The 25,023-nt window shown below is 70.8% G+C and carries 23 protein-coding genes and 2 pseudogenes; 14 read left to right on the top strand and 11 right to left on the bottom strand.

Annotated elements, in window-relative coordinates:
• Positions 1-54: 54 nt before the first annotated feature.
• The 3 genes from ACHMXE_RS13015 to ACHMXE_RS13005 all read left to right on the top strand — a co-directional run bounded on the left by ACHMXE_RS13015 (position 55) and on the right by ACHMXE_RS13005 (position 3,861).
• Positions 55-642 carry an NUDIX domain-containing protein gene (locus tag ACHMXE_RS13015; RefSeq protein WP_395349688.1) on the top strand — a complete coding sequence of 196 codons (588 nt, stop codon included), beginning with the start codon at positions 55-57 and terminating at the stop codon, positions 640-642.
• An 8-nt stretch (positions 643-650) separates the two neighbouring features.
• Entirely contained in the window at positions 651-2,102 is a 1,452-nt protein-coding gene (gene dacB, locus ACHMXE_RS13010) for a D-alanyl-D-alanine carboxypeptidase/D-alanyl-D-alanine-endopeptidase (RefSeq protein WP_395349687.1), read from the top strand.
• 157 nt (positions 2,103-2,259) lie between these two features.
• Complete coding sequence (locus ACHMXE_RS13005) at positions 2,260-3,861, top strand: alpha/beta hydrolase family protein (protein WP_395349686.1); 1,602 nt, start codon at positions 2,260-2,262, stop codon at positions 3,859-3,861.
• Between the two features lie 69 nt (positions 3,862-3,930).
• On the opposite strand, the gene ACHMXE_RS13000 is transcribed toward ACHMXE_RS13005, so the two are convergent.
• Genes ACHMXE_RS13000 through purE form a run of 3 tightly spaced genes read right to left on the bottom strand, consistent with a single transcriptional unit; the run spans position 3,931 to position 6,660 of the window.
• Positions 3,931-4,932 (bottom strand): L-threonylcarbamoyladenylate synthase, encoded by a 1,002-nt coding sequence (locus ACHMXE_RS13000; RefSeq protein ID WP_203203303.1) that lies wholly within the window; start codon positions 4,930-4,932, stop codon positions 3,931-3,933.
• Positions 4,933-4,939: 7 nt separating this feature from the next.
• Positions 4,940-6,121: a 5-(carboxyamino)imidazole ribonucleotide synthase gene (locus ACHMXE_RS12995; protein WP_395349685.1), complete on the bottom strand. Its 1,182-nt coding sequence runs from the start codon at positions 6,119-6,121 to the stop codon at positions 4,940-4,942.
• Positions 6,118-6,660: a 5-(carboxyamino)imidazole ribonucleotide mutase gene (gene purE / locus ACHMXE_RS12990; protein ID WP_395349684.1), complete on the bottom strand. Its 543-nt coding sequence runs from the start codon at positions 6,658-6,660 to the stop codon at positions 6,118-6,120. The genes ACHMXE_RS12995 and purE overlap by 4 nt, the downstream gene beginning before the upstream one ends.
• A 36-nt stretch (positions 6,661-6,696) precedes the next feature.
• Here purE and ACHMXE_RS12985 point away from each other — a divergent pair, with 36 nt between their 5' ends.
• The 4 genes from ACHMXE_RS12985 (at position 6,697) to ACHMXE_RS12970 (ending at position 9,950) form a co-directional block, all read left to right on the top strand.
• Positions 6,697-7,617, top strand: a complete 921-nt coding sequence (locus tag ACHMXE_RS12985) for a tetratricopeptide repeat protein (protein ID WP_395349682.1) — start codon at positions 6,697-6,699, stop codon at positions 7,615-7,617.
• A 131-nt stretch (positions 7,618-7,748) separates the two neighbouring features.
• Complete coding sequence (locus ACHMXE_RS12980; RefSeq protein ID WP_203203307.1) at positions 7,749-8,048, top strand: helix-turn-helix transcriptional regulator; 300 nt, start codon at positions 7,749-7,751, stop codon at positions 8,046-8,048.
• A 41-nt stretch (positions 8,049-8,089) separates the two neighbouring features.
• Entirely contained in the window at positions 8,090-9,391 is a 1,302-nt protein-coding gene (locus ACHMXE_RS12975) for a type II toxin-antitoxin system HipA family toxin (RefSeq protein WP_395353066.1), read from the top strand.
• A 145-nt stretch (positions 9,392-9,536) separates the two neighbouring features.
• Entirely contained in the window at positions 9,537-9,950 is a 414-nt protein-coding gene (locus ACHMXE_RS12970; protein WP_395349681.1) for an META domain-containing protein, read from the top strand.
• 22 nt (positions 9,951-9,972) lie between these two features.
• Here ACHMXE_RS12970 and ACHMXE_RS12965 read toward each other — a convergent pair whose 3' ends face one another.
• The 8 genes and pseudogenes from ACHMXE_RS12965 to ACHMXE_RS12930 all read right to left on the bottom strand — a co-directional run bounded on the left by ACHMXE_RS12965 (position 9,973) and on the right by ACHMXE_RS12930 (position 18,731).
• A complete protein-coding gene (locus tag ACHMXE_RS12965; protein WP_395349680.1) occupies positions 9,973-10,488 on the bottom strand; it encodes a hypothetical protein in 516 nt (171 codons plus the stop codon).
• Positions 10,380-11,495, bottom strand: coding sequence for a hypothetical protein (locus ACHMXE_RS12960; RefSeq protein WP_395349679.1), 1,116 nt, complete (start codon positions 11,493-11,495; stop codon positions 10,380-10,382). Before ACHMXE_RS12960 ends, ACHMXE_RS12965 begins: the two co-directional genes overlap by 109 nt.
• A 182-nt stretch (positions 11,496-11,677) precedes the next feature.
• Positions 11,678-12,583 (bottom strand): phosphoribosylaminoimidazolesuccinocarboxamide synthase, encoded by a 906-nt coding sequence (locus ACHMXE_RS12955; RefSeq protein WP_203203310.1) that lies wholly within the window; start codon positions 12,581-12,583, stop codon positions 11,678-11,680.
• 103 nt (positions 12,584-12,686) lie between these two features.
• A pseudogene (fba, locus tag ACHMXE_RS12950) lies at positions 12,687-13,752 on the bottom strand (class II fructose-bisphosphate aldolase).
• 66 nt (positions 13,753-13,818) lie between these two features.
• Positions 13,819-14,421 carry an alpha/beta hydrolase gene (locus ACHMXE_RS12945; protein ID WP_395349678.1) on the bottom strand — a complete coding sequence of 201 codons (603 nt, stop codon included), beginning with the start codon at positions 14,419-14,421 and terminating at the stop codon, positions 13,819-13,821.
• A gap of 556 nt (positions 14,422-14,977) precedes the next feature.
• Positions 14,978-16,426, bottom strand: coding sequence for a pyruvate kinase (gene pyk, locus ACHMXE_RS12940; RefSeq protein WP_093351273.1), 1,449 nt, complete (start codon positions 16,424-16,426; stop codon positions 14,978-14,980).
• 100 nt (positions 16,427-16,526) lie between these two features.
• The gene (locus tag ACHMXE_RS12935) at positions 16,527-17,720 is read right to left on the bottom strand and encodes a phosphoglycerate kinase (RefSeq protein ID WP_395349677.1); all 1,194 of its coding nucleotides are present in this window, start codon (positions 17,718-17,720) and stop codon (positions 16,527-16,529) included.
• A gap of 102 nt (positions 17,721-17,822) precedes the next feature.
• A complete protein-coding gene (locus ACHMXE_RS12930; RefSeq protein ID WP_093351278.1) occupies positions 17,823-18,731 on the bottom strand; it encodes a LysR family transcriptional regulator in 909 nt (302 codons plus the stop codon).
• A 106-nt stretch (positions 18,732-18,837) separates the two neighbouring features.
• Between ACHMXE_RS12930 and ACHMXE_RS12925 the strand changes: the two genes are divergently transcribed.
• From ACHMXE_RS12925 to ACHMXE_RS12895, 7 genes and pseudogenes are all read left to right on the top strand, one after another.
• The gene (locus tag ACHMXE_RS12925; RefSeq protein WP_057594377.1) at positions 18,838-19,383 is read left to right on the top strand and encodes a VOC family protein; all 546 of its coding nucleotides are present in this window, start codon (positions 18,838-18,840) and stop codon (positions 19,381-19,383) included.
• Positions 19,376-20,497 (top strand): alpha/beta hydrolase family protein, encoded by a 1,122-nt coding sequence (locus ACHMXE_RS12920; RefSeq protein ID WP_395349676.1) that lies wholly within the window; start codon positions 19,376-19,378, stop codon positions 20,495-20,497. The genes ACHMXE_RS12925 and ACHMXE_RS12920 overlap by 8 nt, the downstream gene beginning before the upstream one ends.
• 15 nt (positions 20,498-20,512) lie before the next feature.
• A complete protein-coding gene (locus ACHMXE_RS12915; RefSeq protein ID WP_395349675.1) occupies positions 20,513-22,168 on the top strand; it encodes an FAD-dependent monooxygenase in 1,656 nt (551 codons plus the stop codon).
• Positions 22,165-22,374, top strand: a complete 210-nt coding sequence (locus ACHMXE_RS12910; RefSeq protein WP_395349674.1) for a DUF2783 domain-containing protein — start codon at positions 22,165-22,167, stop codon at positions 22,372-22,374. Before ACHMXE_RS12915 ends, ACHMXE_RS12910 begins: the two co-directional genes overlap by 4 nt.
• Entirely contained in the window at positions 22,371-23,345 is a 975-nt protein-coding gene (locus tag ACHMXE_RS12905; RefSeq protein WP_395349673.1) for an MBL fold metallo-hydrolase, read from the top strand. Before ACHMXE_RS12910 ends, ACHMXE_RS12905 begins: the two co-directional genes overlap by 4 nt.
• 47 nt (positions 23,346-23,392) lie before the next feature.
• Positions 23,393-24,376, top strand: coding sequence for a Bug family tripartite tricarboxylate transporter substrate binding protein (locus ACHMXE_RS12900; RefSeq protein ID WP_395349672.1), 984 nt, complete (start codon positions 23,393-23,395; stop codon positions 24,374-24,376).
• 37 nt (positions 24,377-24,413) lie between these two features.
• Positions 24,414-24,878, top strand: a pseudogene (locus ACHMXE_RS12895) (NAD(P)-dependent oxidoreductase); the annotation flags it as partial.
• Between the last annotated feature and the right edge of the window lie 145 nt (positions 24,879-25,023).

Raw genomic sequence — 25,023 nt, 5'->3', positions numbered from 1 at the left:
GCGATTGCACGATTTTTCTTGTTATTGCACGAATTCGCGCCTATGCTCGCCGCCATGACCTTGCAAGACCGCGTCCGGGTGCACGAAGTCACCCTCCTGTCCGACAACTGGTACACGCTGAAGACCACGGCCCTCGACTGGCGCCGCAACGACGGCAGCTGGCAGCGCATGCACCGCGAGACCTACGACCGCGGCAACGGCGCCACCCTGCTGGCCTACAACCGCGCGCGGCGCACGGTGTTGTTGACGCGGCAGTTCCGCTACCCGGCCTTCGTCAACGGCTGGGACGACCTGCTGATCGAGGCCGCCGCCGGCCTGCTCGACAACGCGGCGCCCGAGGAACGCATCCGCGCAGAGGTGGAGGAGGAGCTCGGCTACCGGCTGGGCGCGGTGCACAAGGTCTTCGAATGCTTCATGAGCCCGGGCTCGGTGACCGAGAAGCTGCACTTCTTCGTCGCCGAGTACGAGCCCTCGATGCGCGTGGGCGCGGGCGGCGGGCTGGCCGAGGAGGGCGAGGACATCGAGGTGCTCGAGTTCGGCATCGACGAGGCGCTGGCCATGGTGGCCGACGGCCGCATCGCGGACGCGAAGACGATCCTGCTGCTGTACCACGCGCGGCTGCATCTTTTCGCGCCGGGATAATGGGCCACATGCCCGCTGTCACCGTCGCACGCCTCCCCCTCCCCCATCCTTCCCGTCCTTCCCGCGCGCTCTGCGCCTTCGCGCTGTGCCTGGCGGCCGGCGCCCACGCCCAGCAGCCGCTGCCGGCCGAGGTCGATGCCGCGCTCACCCGCGCCAAGCTGCCGCGCGACGCCGTGACCATGCTGGTCGCCGATGCCGACGGCGTGCGGCCGCCGCGGCTGGCCTGGCGCACGCAGGTGCCGGTGAATCCCGCCTCGATCATGAAGCTGGTGACCACCTACGCCGCGCTCGACCTGCTGGGCGCGGCCTACACCTGGAACACGCCGGTCTACGTCGAGGGCAGCATCGCCAACGGCGTGCTCAACGGCAACCTCTACATCAAGGGCCAGGGCGATCCCAAGCTGGTGATCGAGCGCATGTGGCTGCTGCTGCGCCACGTGCAGGGCCTGGGCATCACGAGCGTGAGCGGCGACATCGTGATCGACCGCAGCGCGTTCGAGAACACGGTCGAGAACGACCCGGGCGCCTTCGACGGCGAGCCGCTGCGGCCCTACAACGCCTCGCCCGACGCGCTGCTGCTGAACTTCAAGTCGGTCAACATGAGCTTCGTGCCCGACCGCGGCGGCCAGTTCGCGCGCGTGAGCTACGAGCCGCCGCTCGCGGCCGTGGCGATGCCGCCGACGGTGCCGCTGTCGCCCGGCGAATGCGGCGACTGGCGCACGGCGCTGCGCGCCGACTACGGCGATCCGAACCGCATCCGCTTCAACGGCGGCTTTCCCGCCGCCTGCGGCGAGAAGAGCTGGGCCGTGGCCTATGCCGATCCGCGCAGCTACGCGCTGCGCGCCATCGGCGGCCTGTGGGCCGAGATGGGCGGGCGCGTGGGCGGCCAGATGCGCGAGGGCCGCGTGCCCGCGGGGCTCAAGCCGGCGTTCGATTTCGCCTCGCCGCCGCTGCCCGAGGTGATCCGCGACATCAACAAGTACAGCAACAACGTGATGGCGCAGCAGGTGTTCCTGACCCTCGGCCTCACGCAGAAGAACCGCGGCACCTTCGAGGCCTCGCGCGGCGCGCTGGTCCAGTGGTGGCGCGACCGCATCGGCACCGGCGAGGCGCCGCCGGTGTTCGAGAACGGCTCGGGCCTGTCGCGCGACGAACGCATCAGCGCGGCCGCGCTCGGCAAGATGCTGCAGGTGGCCTGGCGCTCGCCCGTGATGCCCGAGCTCGTGGGCTCGCTGCCCTCGCTCGGCGTGGACGGCACCCTGCGCAAGCGCACGCTGCGCTCGGGCGGCGCCGCGCACCTGAAGACCGGCACCCTGCGCGACGCCTCGGGCATCGCCGGCTACGTGCATGGCGCGAGCGGCCGGCGCTACGTGCTGGTGGCGATCGCCAACGCCGAGAACGCGGGCGCGGCGCGCGCGGCCTTCGACGCGCTGGTCGACTGGACCGCGCAGGACAACTGAAGGTTGAAGGCCGAGGCGCGCGGCCTGTACTGAAAACGTTGTGTAGGCCGCCACCGCTTGCGCGCCGCGGCGGCGCTGACAGAATCGAACGCCCGTTCGCCCGCCGCGCCGGGCCACGGTGCGCATCGCGCACCCCATCGATCCAGGAGACAAAGACGTGCAAAGAACCGTGCCGCCCGCAAGGCCATCCGCCTCTTCCCGCCACCTTTTCGCCGTCGTCCTCGCGGGCGCGGCGCTGCTGCTCTCGGCCTGCGGAGGCGGCGGCGGTGGGGGCGGCATCGGCATCTTCCCGCCGACCACGCCGCCGCCCGAGGACACCGGCCGCGGCTCGGTGGTGACCAACCCGCCCGAGCGCGTGCTGAGCCTGTCGGCCGGCGACTTCCGCGCGCTGCTGCAGCTCGACGACAAGGGCAAGGCGCTGCTGCAGGTGTCGGGCCAGCCCAAGTGCGGCATCGACACGCGCTACCTCGAATACCGCACCGTCGGCGGCAAGGGCGAGGCCACCAACGCCACGGCCGCCATCATGGTGCCGCGCGGCGGCGACGCGGCCTGCAGCGGCCCGCGCCCGATCGTGCTGTACGCCCACGGCACCAATGCCGCGCGCGACTACAACATCGCCAAGTGGGCCGACGTGAACCAGGCTGCCGCCGGCGAGGGCGTGGTGGTCGCGGCCATGCTGGCGGCGCAGGGCTTCATCGTGGTGGCGCCCAACTACGCGGGCTACGACAAGTCGACGCTGCCCTACCACCCCTACCTCAACGGCGACCAGCAGGGCAAGGACATGGTCGACGCGCTGACCGCCGCGCGCAAGACCTTCGCCAACATCGACGCCTCGGACGCGGGCTCGCTGTTCGTCACCGGCTATTCGCAGGGCGGCTACGTGGCGCTGGCCGCGCACCGCGAGCTGCAGGCCACGGGCAAGACGGTGACGGCCTCGGCGCCGCTGTCGGCGCCCTCGGCCATCAGCCTGCTGGTGGACTACAACTTCAAGGGCTGGCCGGCGCTCGGCAGCACGCTGTTCGTGCCGCTGCTGTCGACCAGCTGGCAGCAGCAGTTCGGCGACGTCTACGGCAGCACCAGCGACATCTACGAGGCGCAGTACGCGACCGGCATCGACACCCTGCTGCCGAGCCTCACGCCCACCAGCACGCTGATCGCGCAGGGCAAGCTGCCGCAGCTCGCGCTGTACCCGGCCGGCGCCACGCCCGGCCCGGTCGATCCCTCGCTGTCGATCTTCTACGGCGCCGGCAACCTGGTGCGCCAGAGCTACCTGACGCGCGCCTCCAACGACATCGACGGCAGTCGCTGCCCCGGCAATGCGCTGCCGGCCACGCCGGCCTCGCTGAGCTCGGCCACGCCGCTCGACTGCGCGCCCACGCTGGGCTTCCGCAAGGCGGCGCGCGCCAACGACCTGCGCAACTGGGTGCCGGCCAAGCCGGTGCTGATGTGCGGCGGCGCGCAGGACCCGACCGTCAACTTCCTGAGCACGCGCGCTACCGCCGGCTACTTCCGCGCCAAGGGCATGCCGGCGCAGCAGCTGACCGTGGTCGACCTCGAGGACAACGCGACGACCGACGCCTACTCGGCCGCGCGCGCCGGCTTCGCGCAGGCCAAGGATGTGCTCAAGCAGGGCACCGAGGGCAGCGATGCCGACAAGGACCGCGCCGTGATGCTGGCCTACCACGGCACGCTGGCGCCGCCGTTCTGCCTGGCGGCGGCACGCGGCTTCTTCCAGGGCGTGCTGGCGGCGGGGGGCTGAGGCTCGCCGGGGCGGTCCCCGAGAGAAAAGGCCCGGTACTGCCGGGCCTTTTTTCATGGTGCGCGAATCTCAGGCCGCGGCGGCCCGCTGCAGGCGGTCGCGCACGCCCTCCCACTCGGGCGTGTCGGGCGGCGTCTCGACCCAGATCAGCTTGACGCCCTGGGCGTCGAACTCGCGCAGCACCGCGAACAGCTGCTGCGCGCTGGCGGCGGCGTCGTCGGGCATGCGCCGCTGCACCACGCGCTGCGAACGGCTGCGCACCGTGCTGCGGGTCCAGATCGCGATATGGGCGGCATTGGCGCCGAGCACGTCGAGGCCGGTCTGGATCGCCTTGGCGTCCATCAGCCGCACCTTGGCGTCGGGCGCGTAGTGCGCCTCGAGCGTGCCCGAGGCGCGCGGATCGGGCATGGCCATGAGTTCGCGGTCGCGCAGGCGTTCGCCGCAGGCGGCCTCGATCTGCGCGCGCGTGATCAGCCCCGGGCGCAGCAGCACCGGCGCGCCGCGGCTGCAGTCGACGATGGTCGACTCGATGCCGACCTCGCAGGCGCCGCCGTCGATCACCGGCACGGTGTCGCCGAATTCGCCGAACACGTGCTGCGCGGTGGTCGGGCTCACGCGGCCGAAGCGGTTGGCGCTCGGGCCCGCGAGACCGGGCACGCCCTGCTCGGCGCAGGCCTCGAGCAGCGTCTGCGCCACCGGGTGCGAGGGGCAGCGCAGGCCGATGGTGTCCTGCCCGCCGGCGGCGGCGGCGGCCACGCCGGGCTGGCGCGTGACGATCAGGGTCAGCGGTCCGGGCCAGAAGGCCTGCACCAGCTTTTGCGCGAACGGCGGCAGCGGCTGGGCGAAGCGCGACAGCGCCTCGGTGCCCTTGGTGCCGGCGGCCACGTGCACGATCAGCGGATGGTCGGCCGGCCGGCCCTTGGCCTGGAAGATGCCGGCCACGGCCGCGTCGTTGCTGGCGTCGGCGCCGAGGCCGTAGACGGTTTCGGTGGGAAAGGCCACCAGCCCGCCGGCGCGCAGGATGCGCGCCGCCTCGGCGATGGCTGCGGGCGATTGGCCGTCGAGGATCATGCGGCCTTCATGCCACCGGCGGCAGGCCGAGCAGCAACGCGACCTGCGAGGCGATGGCGCGGACCTGGTCGGCGTCGGCGCCGGTGAAGGTCAGGTGGCCCATCTTGCGGCCGCGGCGCGGCTCGATCTTGCCGTACAGGTGCAGGTGGGCGCCGGGCAGCGCGAGCACCTCGCTCCAGCGCGGCGAGACCGGCGTGTCGTCGCCGGCCGAGAACCACAGGTCGCCCAGCAGGTTCAGCATGACGGCCGGGCTGTGCTGGCGCGGCATGGCCAGCGGCAGGCCGGCCAGGGTGCGCACCTGCAGCTCGAACTGCGACACGTCGCAGGCCTCCATGGTGTAGTGGCCGCTGTTGTGCGGGCGCGGCGCCATCTCGTTGACCACCAGCGAGCCGTCCGCCAGCACGAAGAACTCGACGCACAGCACGCCCACGTAGCCGAGGCCGTTGGCGATGTTCTTCGCCGCCGTGATCGCGGCCTGGGCCACGGTCTTGGGCATGTTCTGCGGATGCACCTCGGTCACGGCCAGGATGCCGTCGCGGTGCAGGTTGCGCTGGGGCGGGAAGTGCACCACCTGGCCGTCGCGGCCGCGCGCCACGATCACCGAGCATTCGAAGTCCAGCGGCAGCAGCTGCTCGAGCACGCAGGGCACGCAGCCCGTGGCCTGCCAGGCATCGACCAGCTCGGCGCGCGTGCGCACGCGCTGCTGGCCCTTGCCGTCGTAGCCCAGGCGCGCGGTCTTCAGGATGCCGGGCAGCAGCCGGTCCTCGACCGCCGCGAGCTGGGCCGCGGTCTCGATCGCCGCGTAGGGCGCGCAGGCCACGCCGCAGCGGCCGAAATGGGCCTTCTCGGCGATCCGGTCCTGCGCGATCGCGATCGCCGGGGCGGCGGGCGCCACCGGCCGCGCCACCGCGAGGTGCTCGAGCGAGGGCGCGGGCACGTTCTCGAACTCGGTGGTCACGGCGTCGGCCAGGCCGGCCAGCCGCGCGAGGCCGTCGACGTCGCCGTAGTCGGTGTGGATGTGGTGGTGGCTGACCCGGCCGGCCGGGCTGTCGGCGTCGGGGTCGAGCACCGCGGTGAAGTAGCCCATGCGCTGGGCGGCATGCACGAACATGCGGCCGAGCTGGCCGCCGCCGAGCACGCCGAGCGTGGCGCCCGGAAGGATCGGCAGGTCGCCGTTGTTGCTGCTCACAGGGCACCTCCGCCTTGCGGCGAGAAAGGAGAAACCGGGGCCGGTTTCACGGGCGGCAGCGCCATCGCCTCGGCCGCGGCGGTCTGGGCCGCGCGGAAGGCATCGAGCTTCGCGCGCAGGCCGGGGTCGTTGACCGCCAGCATCGAGACCGCGAACAGCGCCGCGTTGGCCGCGCCGGCGTTGCCGATGGCGAAGGTGGCGACCGGCACGCCCTTGGGCATCTGCACGATGCTGTAGAGGGAATCGACGCCCTGCAGGTGCCGGCTGGCGACCGGCACGCCGAGCACCGGCACCGTGGTCTTGGAGGCCAGCATGCCCGGCAGATGGGCCGCGCCCCCCGCGCCGGCGATGATCGCCGCGAGGCCGCGCCCGGCGGCGCTTTCGGCGTACGCGAAGAGCGTATCGGGCATGCGGTGGGCGGACACCACCTTCGCTTCGTGACGGATGCCGAATTGCTGGAGAATCTCGACCGCGTTGCGCATCGTCTCCCAATCGGAGTTGGAGCCCATCACCACACCGACCTGAATGGTTTCGTTCATGGTTTCAATTTTACGTTTCACCCCCAGTTGTTCCCGATGATCGACATCACTCTCGAAAATTTCCAGGACGAGCTGATCGAAGCCTCCCTCGCCCGGCCGGTGCTGCTGGACATCTGGGCCGAATGGTGCGGCCCCTGCAAGCAGCTCGGGCCGGTGCTTGAAAAGCTCGAGGTGGAGTACGCCGGACGCTTCACGCTGGCCAAGCTCGACGCCGACAAGGTGCCGCAGATCTCCTCGCAGCTGTCCGAGATGTTCGGCGTGCGCAGCATCCCGTTCTGCGTGATGTTCAAGGACGGCCAGCCGGTCGACGGCTTCGTCGGCGCCATCCCCGCCGAGAAGATCCGCGAGTTCCTCGACAAGCACGTGCCGGGCGCCGACGAGGCCGAGGCCGCCGCCGAGGAAGAAGCGGCGCAGGAAGCGCTGGCCGAGGGCGACACCGAGGGTGCGCTCGAGAAGCTGCAGCACGCGGTGGCCACCGACCCGGCCAACGACGACGCGCGCTTCGACTACGTGAAGCTGCTGCTGCAGCTCGGCCGCGCCGACGACGCCAAGGTGGCTTTCGCGCCCGTGATCGCCAAGGCCTCGGTGGTGCGCCGCTTCGATGCGCTGCAGCGCTGGATGGACGCCATCGATTTTGCCGCCCCGCCCACGGGCGCCGCGCCCGCGGTGGCCGAGCTCGACGCGAAGATCGCGGCCAACAAGCGCGACTTCCAGGCCCGCTTCGACCGTGCCCGCCTGCTGGTCGCGGAGCAGCAATGGACCGCCGCGATGGACGAGCTGCTCGAGATCCTGATGCGCGACAAGGCCTGGAGCGAGGAGCTCGCGCGCAAGACCTACGTGGCGATCCTCGAACTGATCGAGCCGCCCAAGGTGAAGGTGGCCGACGGCCAGATCCCGCCCGACGATCCGACCGTGGCGACCTACCGGCGCCGGCTCAGCAGCGTGGTGCTGAGCTGAGGCAAATCTATAAAAAGCGCATTTGGATGCGCAATTTGATCGAAAAGCGACTTCAGGGTCGCTTTTTTATTTGTCGGATCGAACTCAGATAGCTAATATCAATACTCATTTTTATTGAAAAGATACTTCCAATGATCGAATTGATCCAGGAACTCGAGCAGGCCCGCAAGGCCGCCGGCCTGAGCCAGGATGCGCTGGCCAAGGCCGCCGGGCTGTCGCGCATGACGGTGCAGCGCATCGAGAGCGGCCAGATCGATCCGCGGCTGTCGACCCTGCTCGAGATGGCGCGCGTGCTGGGGCTCGGGCTGATGCCGGTGCCGGCAGCGCTGCGCCCCACGCTCGAGGACTTCGTGCGCGCGGGCGGCCGGCTGCTCGGCCAGCCGGCCGGCATCGAGGCGCCGCCCTCCATCGCCCAGAGCCTCGGGCGTTGAGCACCGGCGCCGCCTTCGGCACCAGCATCCGCTACCTGCGGATGTACCTGCATGCCCCGGGCGGCGATGCCTCGCGGCGGCGCGCCATCGGCTGGCTCTCGCAGTACGGCGACATCCTGCGCGTGTCCTTCGAGCCCGGCTACGTCGACGACCCGGCGCGCCCCACCCTGTCGCTGGCCTACCGCGGCGCCGACGAGGCCGCCACGCGCGCCATCCTGGGCTCGGCGCGCGATGCGCGGGTGTCGCGCGCCGACGGCCACTGGCCCGGCTATTTCCAGAACCTGCTGCCCGAGGGCCACAACCGCGAGCGCCTCGCGCAGCAGCGCGGCTGCCGCGCCGACGACGAGTTCGAGCTGCTGGCCGCCGCCGGCCACGACCTGATGGGCGCGATCGAGGTCGAGCCGGTGCCGCCGGCCGAGGGCATTCCCGACACGGTGCGGCACTGGCACACCGCGCTCGGGCTCGACGTGCTCGAGCCCGGCTTCGTCGAGCTGCCGGTGGAGGACGCGGCCGCCATCCCCGGCGTGGTGACCAAGTTCTCGGCCGTGCAGGACGGCCGGCGCTACGTGGTGCGGCGCCACGGCGCGGCCGGCTCCTTCATCCTCAAGCTGCCGACCGTGCGCCACCCCGACCTGGTCGCCAACGAGATCGCCGGCTACCGCCTGTGCGGCGCGCTCGGCCTGGACTGCGCCGAGGCCAGCGTGATCGGCCGCGCCGACGCCGACCTGCCCGAGCAGCTGCCGTTCGAGCAGATCCTCGCGGTGCGCCGCTTCGACCGCACGCCCGACGGCGGGCGCATCCACATGGAGGAGTTCGCGCAGGTGCTGCAGTACGAGCCGCGCCAGAAATACGGCCGCGGCCTCGCGATCGACGGGCCCGCGATGCTGCGCGTGCTCGACCGGCTGTCGCCGAAGCCCGTGGCCGACGTGCGCGAATGCGTGCGGCGCATCGTCGCCTTCATCCTGCTGGGCAACAGCGACGCGCACCTGAAGAACTGGGCGCTGCGCTATCCCGACGGCGTGGCGCCGGTGCTCGCACCGCTCTACGACCCGGTCTGCGTGGCCGCCTTCTTCGAGCAGGTGCCCGGCGGCGACTACGCGGTCAACCGCGCCATCGACGCCAGGCTGCGCGGCTTCGGCTGGCCCGCGCTCGAGGCGCTGCTGCGCGAGGCGGGGCTGCTGCGTCCCGCGCGGTTGCTGGCGATCGCGCGCGACACCGTGCGCCAGGCGCGCGCCGAATGGCCGGCGCTGCTGGCCGACGACGCCATCCCGCCGGCCGTGCGGCGTTGCGTGCAGGCGCGGCTCGATGGCGGCGTGGCACTCGCGGCCGACCTGCCGCGCTGAGCGCATCGGGGCGAAAACCCCACGGCCCCCCGGCGTTGGCGAGCCACGCCGGCTCGCATACGATCACACCGATTTCACCTTGTTGCAGATTCGTCAAAAGGACCGACCGGCCATGCGCTTTCCCGCCCGCCCTGCCGCCCTGCGCGTGCTTCCCACTCTCGCCGCCACCGCGCTCGCCGCGCTGCTGACCGCCTGCGGCAGCGGCATCAACCTCGACGAGCCGATCGAAGGCCCGGTGTGGCGCCTGGCGCAGTTGGGCGAGGAGGCGATCGCGCCGGGCAGCGACGCGCAGCTGCAGTTCGACCGCGCCAATGCCCGCGTCACCGGCTCGGGCGGCTGCAACCGCATCACGGGTTCGTACACGCGCACCGGCAGCGCACTGCGCATCGGCCAGATCGCCGCCACCCGCATGGCCTGCGCCGACCCCGTGCGCGGCGCGACCGAGGCGCAGTTCCTCGCGGTGCTGCAGGGCACGACCAGCTACCGGCTGGCGCCCGGACGGCTGATCCTGCTCGACGCGGGCGGGCGCACGGTGGCGACGCTGAGTTCGGGGCGCTGAGCCCCCGGAACGCGCGGCGGGCCTATCGGTCGTCGACCGTGAGCTGGATGTCCTCGGTGGCCGATGCCTGGTCGGACACCGCGATGTCCACCACGCCCTTCGCGTCCGGCCTGATGTTGACGCGCACGATGTACTGGTTCGGCCCGGGTCCGATCACGATCTCGTGGTCCGCGGGTCCCTTGAGCGCGATCTTCGGCACTGCGGTCACGCCGGTCACCGTGATCGGGTAGACATCGCCCGGCTTCACCTTCGCGTCTCCGGCGGGCGACAGGTTCATCGCGCTGGCCCCGCCAAAGCAGGTGCTGTTTTTTCCCACGCTCTTGCGCGCCTCGTGGAAGGCGAGCAGGCGATGGCTCAGTGGTCGGCGGAATGCATAGAGATAAGACGTGGCGGTCGCCAGCTTTACCGCGATCTGGTTGTCTCGCTCGCTCACCGGCTTCTTGGCCGACAATAGAGCGACTCGCTTCTCCAGCACTTCGATTTTTTTGGCGGCGGCATCGGAATCCTGCTGGTGAAGTCGCGCGATCTGCCGCAGCATGGGCTCCAGATCGGGATTGCTCGAAACCTTGGCCGTAGACGAACCCGTGGCGGCCGAGTTGAAGCTGCCCCTCCGCTTCCCGCGGCAACGCTGGCCGCAGAGACACCCACTCCCTGGCTCTCGCTGGCCGGATCGATCTTCACGGCCCGGAAACTGCCAGCGATGCCCGTGGCCTGCGTCAACAGCGAATCCGGCTCGGACACGGATCGATGGGTCGTGTTGATGCGCGCAGCGACGCGCGCGAAGACCAGGTCGCCTTCGCGCATCATGACGACGCCGCTGTTGCGCAGTTGCTCGAGCAATTGGCCGCTGGAGGCGAGCGTGCGGCGCGCCCGCCCCAGGGCATCGCGTGCCTCGACGCGAACCAGCGCCTGGGGCGAGGTATCTCCGGGCGGATAGCGCCGGACGGCCTCCTCCACGCGAAGCAGCCTGTCGAGCTGGTTGATGGCGCCGGACAAATGTTCGCGCTCGTCCCTCATCGCGCGGAAATCCTCCTCGCTCACACGCAGCGGCTCGATGTTCAGCATCGCGCATGTCAGGCCGCGGATGCCGTCCACATAGGCCTGCTCCTGAGCCGGGTTGATGAACCAGGTGCTGCCCGTGTACGCAGCGAGTCCGACGCCCCCCGCCAGCGCAAGGCGCGACCGGTCGCCGTTGCTGGTCACGCCCGACTTCAGCCCGCCATAGAACGCCGCGGCGGTCAGGCCGATCAGTCCCAGTTGCGTGATGGCACGCATCCTGGCCTGCGTCGACAGCGATTCGTACCACTCGCGTCGCTGATCCTTGAGCACCACGAGCGCACCGTGCAGGTCGCCGGCCAGCAGTTCGGTGTCGCCGTAGCGTTCCGCCGCCTCCTTGCCAAGCTGGCGAACAGGCGTATCCACCCGCTGGCTGCGCTGGTAGGGATCGAAGCTGCTGCAGCCGGCCAGCGAAACGGCCAGGCAGACGGTTAGGCAGACGGCCGCGCGGCGCTGCCAGCGCACCCGCGCATGATGTCGATGGTTCATCCTCGCTCCTCTGCGGCGCCTGTCAGGGCAGGCGTCCGGGCCGGATCATGGAACCGGCCGGAAGCGGGCGCATCATCTATTCAGATGACTGGAAACCGGTGGAACGTGCGCGCCATCGCCCCGAAACAGGCCGGCGCACGAATGCCGGCGGCGCCGGCGACAGCGGCGGGAACCCGGCCCGCTCAGGCCGTCAACCGCTCCAGCGCCTCGCGGTACTTGGCGGCGGTCTTCTCGATCACCTCGGCCGGCAGGCGCGGCGCCGGCGGCGTCTTGTCCCAGGGCTTGCCGTTGATCTTGGTGGCCTCGAGCCAGTCGCGCACGAACTGCTTGTCGTAGCTCGGCGGGTTGGTGCCGGCGGCCAGCGCGGCCTCGTAGCCCTCGACCGGCCAGTAGCGCGAGCTGTCGGGCGTGAGCACCTCGTCCATCAGCACCAGCGTGCCGGCCTCGTCGAGGCCGAACTCGAACTTGGTGTCGGCAATGATCATGCCCTTGGCCAGCGCGATCTGGGCCGCGGTCTCGTAGATCGCGATGCTGGTCTCGCGGATCTGCTGCGCGAGCTTGGGGCCGACGATCTCGACCACGCGGTCGTAGCTGATGTTCTCGTCGTGCTCGCCGGCCGCGGCCTTGGCCGCGGGCGTGAAGATCGGGCGCGGCAGCTTGCTCGCGTTGGTCAGGCCCTCGGGCAGCGGCACGCCGCAGACCGCGCGCGACTCCTGGTATTCCTTCCAGCCGCTGCCGGCCAGGTAGCCGCGCACCACGGCCTCGACCGGGATCGGCTTCAGGCGCTTGACCAGCATCGAGCGGCCCGTGACCTGGGCGACTTCCTCGGGCTTGACCACGCTCTCGGGCGCGTCGCCGGTCAGGTGGTTGGGGCAGAGCTGGCCGAGCCGCTCGAACCACCACAGCGCCATCTGGGTGAGGATCTCGCCCTTGCCGGGGATCGGCTCGCCCATGATCACGTCGAAGGCGCTGAGCCGGTCGCTCGCGACCATCAGGATGCGGTCCTCGCCGACCGCGTAGTTGTCGCGCACCTTCCCGCGCGCAAGCAGGGGCAGGCTCTGGATGGAGGAGGTGTGGACGGTGGTCATGGGCAGGGACAACGGACGGTGAAAAACGGGGAGACGGTGAAGCGGATTGTGCGCGCAGAAAAAAGCCACCGCGAGCGGTGGCCGGGTATTCACGGCAAGCGGCTCAGACCACTTCTTGCGCGAGCTCGCCCTTGGTGTACTTGGCGGCGACGATCTGCAGCGATTCGCCCTTGATCTTGGGCGCCTGGCCTTCGCAACCGAACTCGATGTAGCGCTGCTTGCAGATCTGCTTGGCGGCTTCGCGCGCGGGCTTGAGCCATTCGCGGGCGTCGAACTTCTCGGGGTTCTCGGCCAGGAACTTGCGCACCGCGCCGGTCATCGCGAGGCGGATGTCGGTGTCGATGTTGATCTTGCGCACGCCGTACTTGATGGCTTCCTGGATCTCCTCGACCGGCACGCCGTAGGTTTCCTTCATGTTGCCGCCGTACTTGCGAATGATCTCGAGCAGGTCCTGCGGCACCGACGACGAGCCGTGCATCACCAGGTGGGTGTTGGGCAGGCGGGCGTGGATTTCCTTCACGCGCGAGATCGACAGGATGTCGCCGGTGGGCTTGCGGGTGAACTTGTAGGCGCCGTGGCTGGTGCCGATGGCGATGGCCAGCGCGTCGAGCTGCGTGGCCTTGACGAACTGGGCGGCTTCCTCGGGGTCGGTCAGCAGGGCCGAGTGGTCGAGCACCGCCCTCGGCGCCGATGCCGTCTTCCTCGCCGGCCATGCCGGTCTCGAGCGAGCCCAGGCAGCCCAGCTCGCCCTCGACGGTGACGCCGACCTTGTGGGCCAGCTGCACCACCTTGCGGGTCACGTCGACGTTGTAGTCGAACGAAGCCGGCGTCTTGCCGTCTTCGTGCAGCGAGCCGTCCATCATCACGGACGAGAAGCCGAGGTCGATGGCGCCCTGGCAGATGGCCGGGCTCTGCCCGTGGTCCTGGTGCATCACCAGCGGAATCTGCGGATAGGCCTCGATGGCGGCCTGGATCAGGTGCTTGATGAAGGCTTCGCCGGCGTACTTGCGGGCGCCGGCGCTGGCCTGGAGGATCACGGGCGCGCCGACTTCCTTGGCGGCTTCCATCACGGCCTGCACCTGTTCGAGGTTGTTGACGTTGAAGGCCGGAATGCCGTAGCCGTTGGCGGCTGCATGGTCCAGCAGTTCGCGCATCGAGACGAGTGCCATGGGGAAATACCTCGCGGGAAATAGGGTGAGAAGACGGGGAAAAGACGAGAGAAAACTGCCGCGATTCTACCGAGGGCCCTTGTGGGACGGGACTGACGGCAACCCGAGGAACTCGACGACCGGCGGCAGCACCGGCCCGCCGAGCCACTGGATGGGCTTGCCGAAGGCGCCCATCAGCGTGACGTGGCTCAGGTTGTCGAAGAGGCGCACCTCCACCGGCACGCCCGCGGCGCGCAGCGCGGCGGCCATCGGCAGGGTGTTGCGCTCGGGGTAGACCAGGTTGTCCTTGGCCGCGGCCATCAGCAGCGTGCGCGGCGCGCCGGACGTGACGTGCGCGAGCGGCTGAGAGTCGGCCGGCGTGCGGGGCCAGTCGAAGGCGACGCGGGTCTGCGGATCGCCGATGGGCAGGAAGTCGTAGGGCCCGGCCAGCCCGATCCAGCCCGCGAGCTGGCGCGGACTGGCGCCGAGTTCGCCGAGCCAGCGGCCGTCGAGCGCGACCATGGCCGCGTTGTAGCCGCCCGAGCTGTGGCCCATCACATAGACCTGCTTCGGGTCGGCCCCGAGCTGGGCCGCGTTGTCGAGCGCCCATTTCACCGCCAGCGCGCTGTCGCGCACGAACACCGGGTAGGTGTGGCGCGGCGACAGGCCGTAGTCGGGCACCACCACCACCGCGCCGCGCGCGGGCCAGCGCCTCGCCGAGGAAGCGGTAGCTCTCGCGGTCGCCGGTGGTCCAGGTGCCGCCGAAGAAGAACACCACCAGCGGCCGCCGGCCGCGCGCGGGCGCCGTGGCCGGCAGCGGCTGGTAGACGTCGAGCTGCTGGCGCGGCGCCGGCCCGTAGGCGATGTCGCCCTGGAACTGGTAGGTGTCGGTGGGCACCAGGCCGTTGAGCAGCTTGATCGGCGAGCAGGCCGCGAGCACGGTGGCCGCGGCGACGCCCAGGGCGGTGGACAGGGCACGGCGGCGCCGGCGAAGCGACGCAAGGACGGGAAAGATCATCGAAGGGGTACGCGCGGGAAGGGGCGCCGGTTTCGCGGCGCGACGAAGCGCCGATTGCAACGCATGGCGCGCGCGCCGCGTGTCAGAGAGGCCGCTGTGTCGTCGACAGCGCCTGCTCGGGCATGACGAAGGTCCGGATCTGGCGCACGCCCGGCGGGTCGCGCGGGCACGCCTGGGCGGCGTGCGCGCCCTCGATGCCTACAGCTTCCTGTCGCGCAACGCCCGCAATCAGCTCGCGCGGCAGATCTTCAGCATGTTGGTGCCGCCCGGCGCACCCATCGGCTCGCCGCAGGTGATCGCGTACACGTCGCCGCTCTGCACGATGCCGCGCTTCTTCAGATGCGCCTCGGCCTGCTCGAGCGCGGTGTCGCGGTCGCTCTCCGAATCCATCAGCAGCGGGCGCACGTTGCGGTAGAGCGCCATCTTGCGCTGCGTCGCCAGGCGCGAGGTCAGCGCGTACATCGGGATGTGGGCGCGGTGGCGGCTCATCCACAGCGGGGTCGAGCCCGACTCGGTCAGCGCGACGATGGCCTTGGCGCCCAGGTGGTGCGCGGTGAACAGCGCGCCCATGGCGATCGACTGGTCGATGCGCGCATAGGACTGGCCGCTGAAGTCGGCGTCGAGCTGCTTGTCCTCCGCGGCCTCGGCGGCCTCGCAGATGCGGCTCATCTCCTGCACGGTCTCGAGCGGGTAGCGGCCCGAGGCGGTCTCGGCCGAGAGCATCACGGCGTCGGTGCCGTCGAGCACCGCGTTCGCCACGTCGCTGACCTCGGCGCGCGTGGGCACGGGGTTGGTGATCATCGACTCCATCATCTGGGTCGCGGTGATCGCCACCTTGTCCATCTCGCGCGCCATGCGGATCATCCTCTTCTGCAGTGCCGGCACCGCGGCATTGCCGACCTCGACCGCGAGGTCGCCGCGCGCGACCATGATGCCGTCGCTGGCGCGCAGGATCTCCTCGAGCCGCGGGATCGCCTCGGCGCGCTCGATCTTCGCGATGAGCCCGGGCTTGTGGCCGTACTCGGCGGCCGCCACGTTGCACAGCTGGCGCGCCATTTCCATGTCGGTCGCGTTCTTCGGGAAGCTCACGGCCACGTAGTCGGCCTGGAAGCTCATCGCGGTCTTGATGTCCTCCATGTCCTTGGCCGTGAGCGCGGGTGCCGTGAGGCCGCCGCCCTGCTTGTTGATGCCCTTGTTGTTCGAGAGCTCGCCGCCGAGCTTGACGGTGGTGTGCACCGCCTCGCCGCGCACGGCGTCGACCACCAGCACGATCAGGCCGTCGTTGAGCAGCAGCCGGTCGCCGGCGCGCACGTCGCGCGGCAGGTCCTTGTAGTCGAGGCCCACGGCATCGATGTCGCCGGGCTCGGTGCGCGAGGCGTCGAGCACGAACTTCGCGCCCGGCTCGAGCCAGATCTTGCCCTGCGCGAACTTGCCCACGCGGATCTTCGGGCCCTGCAGGTCGGCCATGATCGCGACCTCGCGGCCGGCCTTGCGCGCCGCCTCGCGGACCATGGTGGCACGGTCGATGTGGTCCTGCGCCGTCCCGTGGCTGAAGTTGAGCCGGACCACGCTGACCTTGTGGATGATCATCTGCTCGAGCAGCTCGGGCGTGCTCGACGCGGGGCCGAGCGTGGCGACGATCTTGGTGGCGTGGCGGGGAAGGCGGTCGGTGCTCATGGATCTATCTCCGTTTTTGTATCCGCTACTGTATACAATTTATGTGTCGCGTGGAAGACACCGCGCGGATCGATGGCATCCGCGCGCGCCTTCCGCGCTCTCAGCCCGCGGCGCGCTTGGCCAGGATCTCGAAGGCCGGCAGGGTCTTGCCCTCCAGCACCTCGAGGAAGGCGCCGCCGCCGGTCGAGATGTAGCCCACGTCCTTCTCGATGCCGTACTTGGCGATCGCCGCGAGGGTGTCGCCGCCGCCGGCGATCGAGAACGCGCTGCTCTCGGCGATCGCCTGGGCGATGGCCTTGGTGCCGCCCGCGAAGGCGTCGAACTCGAACACGCCCACCGGGCCGTTCCAGACGATGGTGCCGGCCTCGCGCAGTTGCGCGGCCAGTTGCGCGGCCGTCTTCGGGCCGATGTCGAGGATCAGGTCGTCGTCGGCCACCTCGCTGGCCGCCTTGACGGTGGCCGGCGCGTCGGCCGCGAAGGTCTTGGCCGTGACCACGTCGACCGGGATCGGCACGTCGGCGCCGCGCGCGCGCATCGATTCGATCACCGACTTGGCCTGGTCGACCAGGTCGGGCTCGGCCAGCGACTTGCCGATCTTCAGGCCGGCCGCGAGCAGGAAGGTGTTGGCGATGCCGCCGCCGACGATCAGTTGGTCGACGTTGGCCGACAGGCTCTGCAGGATGGTGAGCTTGGTGCTGACCTTGGAGCCCGCGACGATCGCCACCAGCGGCCGCTTGGGCTGGGCCAGGGCCTTGGTGATGGCGTCGATCTCGGCCGCCAGCAGCGGGCCGGCGCTCGCCACCTTGGCGAACTGCGCGATGCCGTAGGTGGTGGCTTCGGCGCGGTGCGCGGTGCCGAAGGCGTCGTTGACGTAGATGTCGGTCAGCGCGGCGAGCTTGCGCGCGAGCGCCTCGTCGTTCTTCTTCTCGCCCTTGTTGAGGCGGCAGTTCTCGAGCAGCACGACCTGGCCCGGCTTCACGTCGACGCCGTCGACCCAATTCGCGACCAGCGGCACCTCGCGGCCCAGCAGTTCGCCCAGGCGCTTCGCGACCGGCGCCAGCGAATCCTCGGGCTTGATCTCGCCCTCGGTCGGGCGGCCCAGGTGCGAGGTGACCATCACCGCGGCACCGGCATCGAGCGCCAGCTGGATGCAGGGCACCGAGGCGCGGATGCGGGTGTCCTCGGTGATGTTGCCGGCATCGTCCTGCGGCACGTTGAGGTCGGCACGGATGAAGACGCGCTGGCCGGCGGCTTTGCCCTGGGCGCAGAGGTCGGTGAATCGAAGAACGTTCATGGTCTGGATGGGATGGATACGGGTCGCCCCGCATTGTAGGTAGGGCCTCACTGCGCGACTGTGCGTCTCGTGACGCCGGCCGATGCTTTTCGGAAGGCGGTCTCAGGCCTCGCCCCGCTCGCTGGCGAAGCGCTCCAGAATCTGCACGAAGCTGGCCGCCGCGGGCGACAGCGAACGCCGCGCCGCGCCGTAGACGCAGACCTCGCGGTGGAAGTCGGGCGCCTCCAGCCGCACCATGCGCAGCCCGTGGGCCTGCACCAGCGGCGCCGAATAGGTCGGGCACACGGTCAGCCCGAGCCCCGAGGCCACCATGCCGAGCGCGGTCGTCATGTACGACACCTCCTGGGTGCCGGGCCGCTGCATCCAGGCACGCTCGGCGCTCGCGAGCTCGGGCAGCACGCGCTGGCGGAAGTCGCGCGTGGGCGCGATGAAGGTGTAGGGCGCGAGTTCGGCCCAGCGCACCTTGCGCCGCCCCTCGAAGGCGTGGCCGGGCGGGCAGATCAGCCAGTGGCGGTCGCGCAGCAGCGTGCGGCGCTCGATCAGCGCGGGGTCGACCTCGAGGTCCTGCCCCACGGCCAGCTCGACCTCGCCCGCGAGGATGCCGTCGAGCAGGTGCTCGGGCAGGGTGTCGGCCAGCCGCACCTCCACGTCGGGGTATTGCGCGCGATACACCGCGATTACGCGCGGCATCAGGGTGCAGGCCATGAGCTGCGGCGCGGCCAGCCGCAGCAGGCCCTTCTTCTTGTCGCGCAGCTCGGTCACGCCGGCCACCGCGCCCGCGAGGTCGCCGAGCAATCGGTGCACCGAGGGCAGGAACTCGCGCCCGGCCTCCGACAGCAGCACGCGCCGCGTGTGGCGGTCGAGCAGCTGCACGCCCATCTCGCGCTCGAGCTCGCGCACCAGCACGCTGAGCGCCGACTGCGTCAGATGCAACTGCTGGGCCGCGGCGGTGAAGCTGCCGGTCTCGGCGACGGCGGCGAAGGCGCGCAACTGGCGCAAGGTCAGATTCATATGGCTATTTCATTAATCGATGAATTAATTTCGATTGCATCATAGGTCCAGCCATCGCCCAATAGCGGCTCGGACGGCCCCGATGGCCGTCCCGGAGACAAGCCCGATGCCGACCCCATCCGCCGCGCCCCCGATCCGGGGCCTGCACCATTTCGCCTGGCGCTGCCGCGACAGCGAGGAAACCCGCCGCTTCTACGAGGACCTGCTCGGCCTGCCGCTGGTGCACGTGATCAAGAGCGACCACGTGCCGAGCACCGGCGAGTACTGCCCCTACGTCCACATCTTCTTCCGGATGCGCGACGGCTCGTTCATCGCCTTCTTCGACCTCGGCGACGACATCGCCGCGCTGCCCTCGCCCAACACGCCTTCGTGGGTCAACCACATCGCGCTGCGCGTGGACGGCGTGCCCGACCTGCTGGCCGCCAAGGCCCGGCTCGAGGCCGCGGGCGTCGAGGTGCTGGGCATCACCGACCACCACATCATCGAGTCGATCTACTTCTTCGACCCCAACGGCATCCGCGTGGAGCTGACCACGCCGACCGTGCCGCAGGCCGAGATGGACGCGCACGCGCTGCGCGCCCATGCCGACCTCGACGCCTGGACCGCGCGCAAGGCGCAGCTGCTGGCAGCGAAAGGCACGGCCGATGCCTGAACTGCAACTCGCCGTCATCGACGTCAAGCCGGGCGCGGCGCTCGAGAGCCAGTCGGGCCTGCAGATGCTGCGCCCGCGCATCTACGGCGCGTACCGCGCGCCCGCGGGTCCGAAGCGCATCGCGGCGATCGTGATGCATCCCACCAGCAACTTCATGGGCCACTACCTGATCGCGCCGCTGGCCGAGCGCGGCATCTGCTGCATGGGGCTCAATTCGCGCTACGCCGGCAACGACACGGTGCTGCTCATGGAGCGCGCGATCCAGGACCTGGGCGCCGGCGTGCAGTACCTGCGCGCGGCCGGCTACGAGAAGGTGTTCCTGGTCGGCAACTCGGGCGGCGCCGCGCTCGCGGCCTTCTACCAGGCGCAGGCCGAGCGGCTCACGGCCACGCGCTTCGCCGATGGCGACCCCACCCACCTGCACCCCGACGACCTGCCGCCGGTCGACGGCATCGCGCTGTGCGCCGCGCACCTGGGCCGCACGCGGCTGATGCGCGACTGGATCGATCCCTCGGTCACCGACGAGCACGACCCGCTGTCGGTGGACCCCGAACTCGACATGTACGACGCGCGCCACCGCGTGCCCTACGACGCCGGTTTCCTCGCGCGCTTCTCGGCCGCGCAGCAGGCGCGGCTCGCGCGCATCGAGCAGTGGTGCCTCGACCGGCTCGCGCTGCTGCGCGGCACCGAGGGCGCGCCGCGCGACCAGACCTTTATCGTCTACCGCACCCACGCCGATCCGCGCTGCGTCGACCTCTCGCTCGATCCCAACGACCGCCTGCCCGGCAGCGTCTGGGGCGACGCGCGCCAGGTCAACTACTCGGCCAACGCGATGGGCCGCACCACCTCGCTCACGGCCTTCCTCTCGCAGTGGTCCTCGCGCTCGCAGGCCGACGGCCCCACCAACCTCGCGCGCACCACGGTGCCCCAGCTGCTGCTGACCTACACCGGCGACCAGTCGACCTTCCCGAGCACGCGCGATGCCTGGCTGGCCGCGGGCGGCGCGCGCATCCGCAACGTCGACATCGTCGGCGGCAACCACTACCTCGCGGGCCAGCCGGAACTGGTGCCGAAGGCGGCCGACGCGATCGCCGAATTCGCGCATTCGCTCTAGTCACGCAGGCAAGCCATGGAAGAACAATTCGCTTTCGCGCCCGCCTACGAACTGCCGAGCTGGCCCTTCGTGCCGCCGCCCGAGCTGGCCAGCGGCCAGGTGGTGCGCCACCCGCTCGTGATCGTCGGCGCCGGCCCCTCGGGCCTCACGCTGGCCTGCGACCTCGCCCAGCGCGGCGTGCGCGCCGTGCTGCTCGATGAGGACGACACCGTCGGCGTGCGCGGCGCCTCCTCGCGCGGCATCTGCTATGCGCAGAAGAGCCTGGAGATCTTCGAGCGCCTGGGCATCTTCGAGCGCATCGCGGCCAAGGGCATCACCTGGTCCTTCGGGCGCACCTTCTCGGGCGAGCAGGAGGTCTACAACTTCAACCTGCAGGCGGCCAGCGTCTCGCGGCAGCCGCCCTTCATCAACCTGCAGCAGTTCTACATCGAGTGGTTCCTGGTCGAGCGCATCCTCGAGCTCGGCCTGACCGACCTGCGCTGGAAAAGCCGCGTGACGCGCGTCGAACCGATCGCCGACGGCGTGCGCCTCGAGGTCGAGACGCCCGAGGGCCGCTACACGATCGAGGCCGACCGGCTGATCGACGCCACCGGCGCCAACAGCGCGATCCGCACCGGGCTCGGCATCGAGGCCCATGCCTCGCGCAGCACCGACCGCTGGTGCATCAGCGACGTGCGCTTTCGCAAGCCGCTGCCGACCGAGCGCTGGACCTGGGTCGACGCGCCCTTCAACGAGGGCCGCGGCGTCTGGCAGCACCTGATGGCCGACGGCGTCTGGCGCATCGACTACCAGATGCCCGAGGACTGCGACACCGCCTACATCAGCCGGCCCGAGGTGGCGGGCGCGCGGCTGCGCGAGCAGCTCGGGCCGGGCGTGGAGTTCGAGTTCGTCTGGATCGGCCCCTACGGCTACCGGGACCACCTGCTCGAGCGCTTCCGCCATGGCCGCGTGTTCTTCATCGGCGATGCCGCGCACGTGGTGAGCCCCTTCGGCGCGCGCGGCGGCAACAGCGGCATCCAGGACGCGGCCAACCTCGGCTGGAAGCTCGCGCTGGTGGCGCGGGGCCAGGCCGGCGACGCGCTGCTCGACAGCTACGACGCCGAGCGCCAGCCGGCCGCGCGCGAGAACCTGCAGGTCACGAGCCGCTCGGCGCGCTTCCTCGCGCCGCGTTCGCCGGCCGAGCACACGCTGCGCCGCGCGGTGGTCGCGCTGGCCGCGCGCTTTCCGTTCGCGCGCGCCCTGGTGAACACCGGGCGCATGTCGGTCGCCAACGACTACCCCGCCGCGCCGCAGCTGCCCGCGGGCGGCCGCACGGTGCAGAACCTGCCGCTGCGCCGGACCGACGGCCGCGAGACCACGCTGATGCAGCTGCTGGCCGAGGACACGCGCTGCATCGGCCTGTGGTTCGCACCGACGGCGGAGGCGGCACGGGCCGCGCTCGACGCGACGGCGGCGCTGCCGCTGCGCCTGCTCGCGGTCGGCGGCACCGGCCACGGCCTGCCCGCGCTGCAGCCCGACGAGCGGCTCGCGGCCCATGTCGGCGCGGGCGAGCCCGGCAGCTTCGTGCTGGTGCGCCCCGATGCCTACCGCGCCCGCGTGCTCGCGCAGGCCACGCCGAAGGCCATCGCCGAAGCCGTCCGCACCGCCCTGGCCCTCGATCCCGCGCCATGAACACCGAACTCCGCATCCCCGATCCCGACGGCTTCTATGCCGCGCTCTTGGCCGCGCACGAAGGTCGCAGCGAGGCGCAGAGCGCCGATCTCAACGCCCGCCTCGTGCTGCTGCTGGCCAACCAGTGCGCCGACCAGGCGGTGCTGCTGGCCTGCATCAGCGCGGCCGCCGAAGAAGAACACTCCACGAGCCCCCACCCCGCATGACCGCCAACGTTTCCTTCGCCTCCGCCTCCGACACCCGCGAGCAGAAGCCGCAGCTGCGCGAGCTCGCGCCCGGCGCCTTCGGCTACATCAGCGACTTCGATCCCAATTGCGGCTTCGTGGTCGGCGACGAGCAGGTGGTGCTGATCGACACCCGCCCCACGCCGCGCATGGCGCGCGATTTCCTCGCGGCCATCCGCACGGTGACCGACAAGCCGATCCGGACCATCGTGCTGACCCATTACCACGCGGTGCGCGTGATGGGCGCGAGCGCCTTCGACGAGGTCGAGCAGATCGTCGCGAGCGCGGGCACGCTCGACTGGATCCGCACGCGCGGCCAGGCCGACTTCGATTCGGAAGTGGGCCGCTTCCCGCGCCTGTTCGCGGGCCTCGAGGAGATCCCGGGGCCGACCTGGCCCACCCTGAGCTTCCAGAACGAGATGAGCCTGTGGCTCGGCCCGCGCCCCGGCACCGGCCGCGAGCTGCGGCTGATGGCGCTGGGCCGCGGCCATTCGAGCGGCGACACCGTCGCCTGGCTGCCCGATTGCGGCCTGCTGTTCTCGGGCGACGTGGTCGAGAACCACTGCGGCGTGTACGCGGGCGATGCCTACATCGGCGACTGGGCCGGCACGCTCGACGCGGTGCGCGCGCTGCGCCCGCGCGTGCTGGTGCCGGGCCGCGGCGCGGTGCTGCAGGGCGAGGCCGCCTGCGCCGAGGCGATCGACCTGACCCAGGCCTTCCTCTCGACCCTGCTCGACAGCGTGCGCGCCGGCATCGCCGCGGGCGAGGCGCTCAAGGGCTGCTTCGCGCGCGCCGAGGCCGCGATGAAGCCGCGCTTCGGCCAGTGGCCGGTGTTCCAGCACGTGCTGCCCTTCGACGTCTCGCGCGCCTACGACGAGCTGCGCGGCATCGAGCACCCGGTGGTGTGGACCGCCGAGCGCGACCGCGAACTCTGGCAGACGCTGCACGCATAGGCCACCACGATTTCCCCTGAAGAAAAAACCACCCCGGAGACAAACCGATGAAGCGCTTCCTGCCCCTGATCGCCCCCATGCTCGCCGCCTTCGCGCTGGCCGGCGCCAGCCTCGCGTCGGCCCAGAGCGGGCCCTATCCCAACCAGCCGATCAAGTGGCTGGTGCCCTATGCCGCGGGCGGCGGCACCGACAACATCGCGCGCCAGCTCGCCGATGCGATGCAGCCCTCGCTGGGCCAGCCGGTGGTGATCGACAACCGGCCGGGCGCCTCGACCAACATCGCGGTCGGCCTGCTGATGCAGTCGAAGCCCGACGGCTACACGATCATGCAGGCCGAGAACGCGGCGCTGCTGTTCAACGAGCACATGTTCGCCAAGCTGCCCTACAAGCCCGCGAGCGACTTCACCTACATCGGCGCCATCGGCCGCATTCCGCTGGCACTGGTGGTGCGGCCCGACTTCCAGGGCAAGACCCTCAAGGACTTCGTCGCCTACGTGAAGGCCAACGGCGACAAGACCAACTACGCCTCGCCGGGCATCGGCACGCCGCACCACATGGCGATGGAGCTGTTCAAGCAGAAGGCCGGCCTGTCGATCACGCACGTGGCCTATAAGGGCGGCGCGCCGGCGCTGCAGGACATCATGGGCGGCCAGGTGCCGATGATGATGCTCGACCTCACGGCCGCGCTGCCCTATCTCAAGACCGGCAAGCTGCGCGCGCTGGCGATCGCGCTGCCGCAGCGCGCCAAGGGCCTGCCCGACGTGCCGACCTTCGCCGAGCTCGGCTATCCGGAGGTCAACGCCTTCGCCTTCCATGGCCTGATCGGCCCGGCCGGCATGCCGCCCGAGGTGGTGAACCGGCTCAACGCCGAGCTGCACAAGGCGCTGCAGACGCCGCGCATCCAGCAGGTGTTCAGCGAATTCGGCTTCGAGGCGCTGCCCGGCACGCCGAAGGAGTTCCAGGAGATGGCGCGTTCGCAGAGCGCGTACTGGGGCCAGGTCATCAAGACTTCGGGCGTGCAGCTCGACTGAACACGCTCTTCATCCGACTGCTTTTTCTCTCTCATTCATGTCCAACGAACCATCCCCCGCTTCGACCGCGCGCGAGCGCGTCGGCTTCATCGGCCTCGGCGTCATGGGCGCGCCCATGGCCGGCCACCTGGCGCGCGCCGGTCACGCGGTCTCGGTCTACGACCTCGCGCCCGGCGCGGCGCAGCGGCTCGCCGAATCGCAGCCCGGCATCACGGCACGTGCCGGCCTGCGCGAGGTGGCGGCGCACAGCGACGTCATCGTGACCATGCTGCCCAACGGCCGCGTGGTGCGCGAGGTGGTGTTCGCCGACGACGGCCTGCTCGCGGGCTGGGCGCGTGGCGGCCTGCTGCTCGACACCTCCTCGGCCGAACCGTGGATCACGCGCGAGACCGCGGCGCGGCTGGCCGAAGGCGGCATCGCGATGGTCGACGCGCCGGTCTCGGGCGCGGCCTGGGGCGCGCAGGCGGCCGAGCTGGTGTTCATGGTCGGCGGCGCGCCGGACGACGTGGCGCGCGCGCGGCCGCTGCTCGATGCGATGGGCCGCGCGGTGTTCCACCTGGGCGCGCTCGGCGCCGGCCACACCATGAAGTGCCTCAACAACCTGATCACCGCCGTCACGCTCACGGCCACGGCCGAGGGGCTGGCGA

The sequence above is a fragment of the Variovorax sp. UC122_21 genome (genome assembly GCF_044056785.1).
Lineage (GTDB): Bacteria > Pseudomonadota > Gammaproteobacteria > Burkholderiales > Burkholderiaceae_C > Variovorax.
The sequence above is the reverse complement of the archived record's forward strand: the minus strand, read 5'-3'. Positions and strand labels throughout refer to the sequence as shown.

Excerpts from the sequence above, each read along its gene's own strand:
- ACHMXE_RS13015 (WP_395349688.1), top strand. The coding sequence starts at position 55 with ATGACCTTGCAAGACCGCGTCCGGGTGCACGAAGTCACCCTCCTGTCC.
- dacB (WP_395349687.1), top strand. The coding sequence starts at position 651 with ATGCCCGCTGTCACCGTCGCACGCCTCCCCCTCCCCCATCCTTCCCGT.
- ACHMXE_RS13000 (WP_203203303.1), bottom strand. The coding sequence starts at position 4,932 with ATGATCCTCGACGGCCAATCGCCCGCAGCCATCGCCGAGGCGGCGCGC.
- purE (WP_395349684.1), bottom strand. The coding sequence starts at position 6,660 with ATGAACGAAACCATTCAGGTCGGTGTGGTGATGGGCTCCAACTCCGAT.
- ACHMXE_RS12985 (WP_395349682.1), top strand. The coding sequence starts at position 6,697 with ATGATCGACATCACTCTCGAAAATTTCCAGGACGAGCTGATCGAAGCC.
- ACHMXE_RS12980 (WP_203203307.1), top strand. The coding sequence starts at position 7,749 with ATGATCGAATTGATCCAGGAACTCGAGCAGGCCCGCAAGGCCGCCGGC.
- ACHMXE_RS12975 (WP_395353066.1), top strand. The coding sequence starts at position 8,090 with ATGTACCTGCATGCCCCGGGCGGCGATGCCTCGCGGCGGCGCGCCATC.
- ACHMXE_RS12965 (WP_395349680.1), bottom strand. The coding sequence starts at position 10,488 with ATGCTGCGGCAGATCGCGCGACTTCACCAGCAGGATTCCGATGCCGCC.
- ACHMXE_RS12960 (WP_395349679.1), bottom strand. The coding sequence starts at position 11,495 with ATGAACCATCGACATCATGCGCGGGTGCGCTGGCAGCGCCGCGCGGCC.
- ACHMXE_RS12955 (WP_203203310.1), bottom strand. The coding sequence starts at position 12,583 with ATGACCACCGTCCACACCTCCTCCATCCAGAGCCTGCCCCTGCTTGCG.
- pyk (WP_093351273.1), bottom strand. The coding sequence starts at position 16,426 with ATGAGCACCGACCGCCTTCCCCGCCACGCCACCAAGATCGTCGCCACG.
- ACHMXE_RS12935 (WP_395349677.1), bottom strand. The coding sequence starts at position 17,720 with ATGAACGTTCTTCGATTCACCGACCTCTGCGCCCAGGGCAAAGCCGCC.
- ACHMXE_RS12930 (WP_093351278.1), bottom strand. The coding sequence starts at position 18,731 with ATGAATCTGACCTTGCGCCAGTTGCGCGCCTTCGCCGCCGTCGCCGAG.
- ACHMXE_RS12925 (WP_057594377.1), top strand. The coding sequence starts at position 18,838 with ATGCCGACCCCATCCGCCGCGCCCCCGATCCGGGGCCTGCACCATTTC.
- ACHMXE_RS12920 (WP_395349676.1), top strand. The coding sequence starts at position 19,376 with ATGCCTGAACTGCAACTCGCCGTCATCGACGTCAAGCCGGGCGCGGCG.
- ACHMXE_RS12915 (WP_395349675.1), top strand. The coding sequence starts at position 20,513 with ATGGAAGAACAATTCGCTTTCGCGCCCGCCTACGAACTGCCGAGCTGG.
- ACHMXE_RS12910 (WP_395349674.1), top strand. The coding sequence starts at position 22,165 with ATGAACACCGAACTCCGCATCCCCGATCCCGACGGCTTCTATGCCGCG.
- ACHMXE_RS12905 (WP_395349673.1), top strand. The coding sequence starts at position 22,371 with ATGACCGCCAACGTTTCCTTCGCCTCCGCCTCCGACACCCGCGAGCAG.
- ACHMXE_RS12900 (WP_395349672.1), top strand. The coding sequence starts at position 23,393 with ATGAAGCGCTTCCTGCCCCTGATCGCCCCCATGCTCGCCGCCTTCGCG.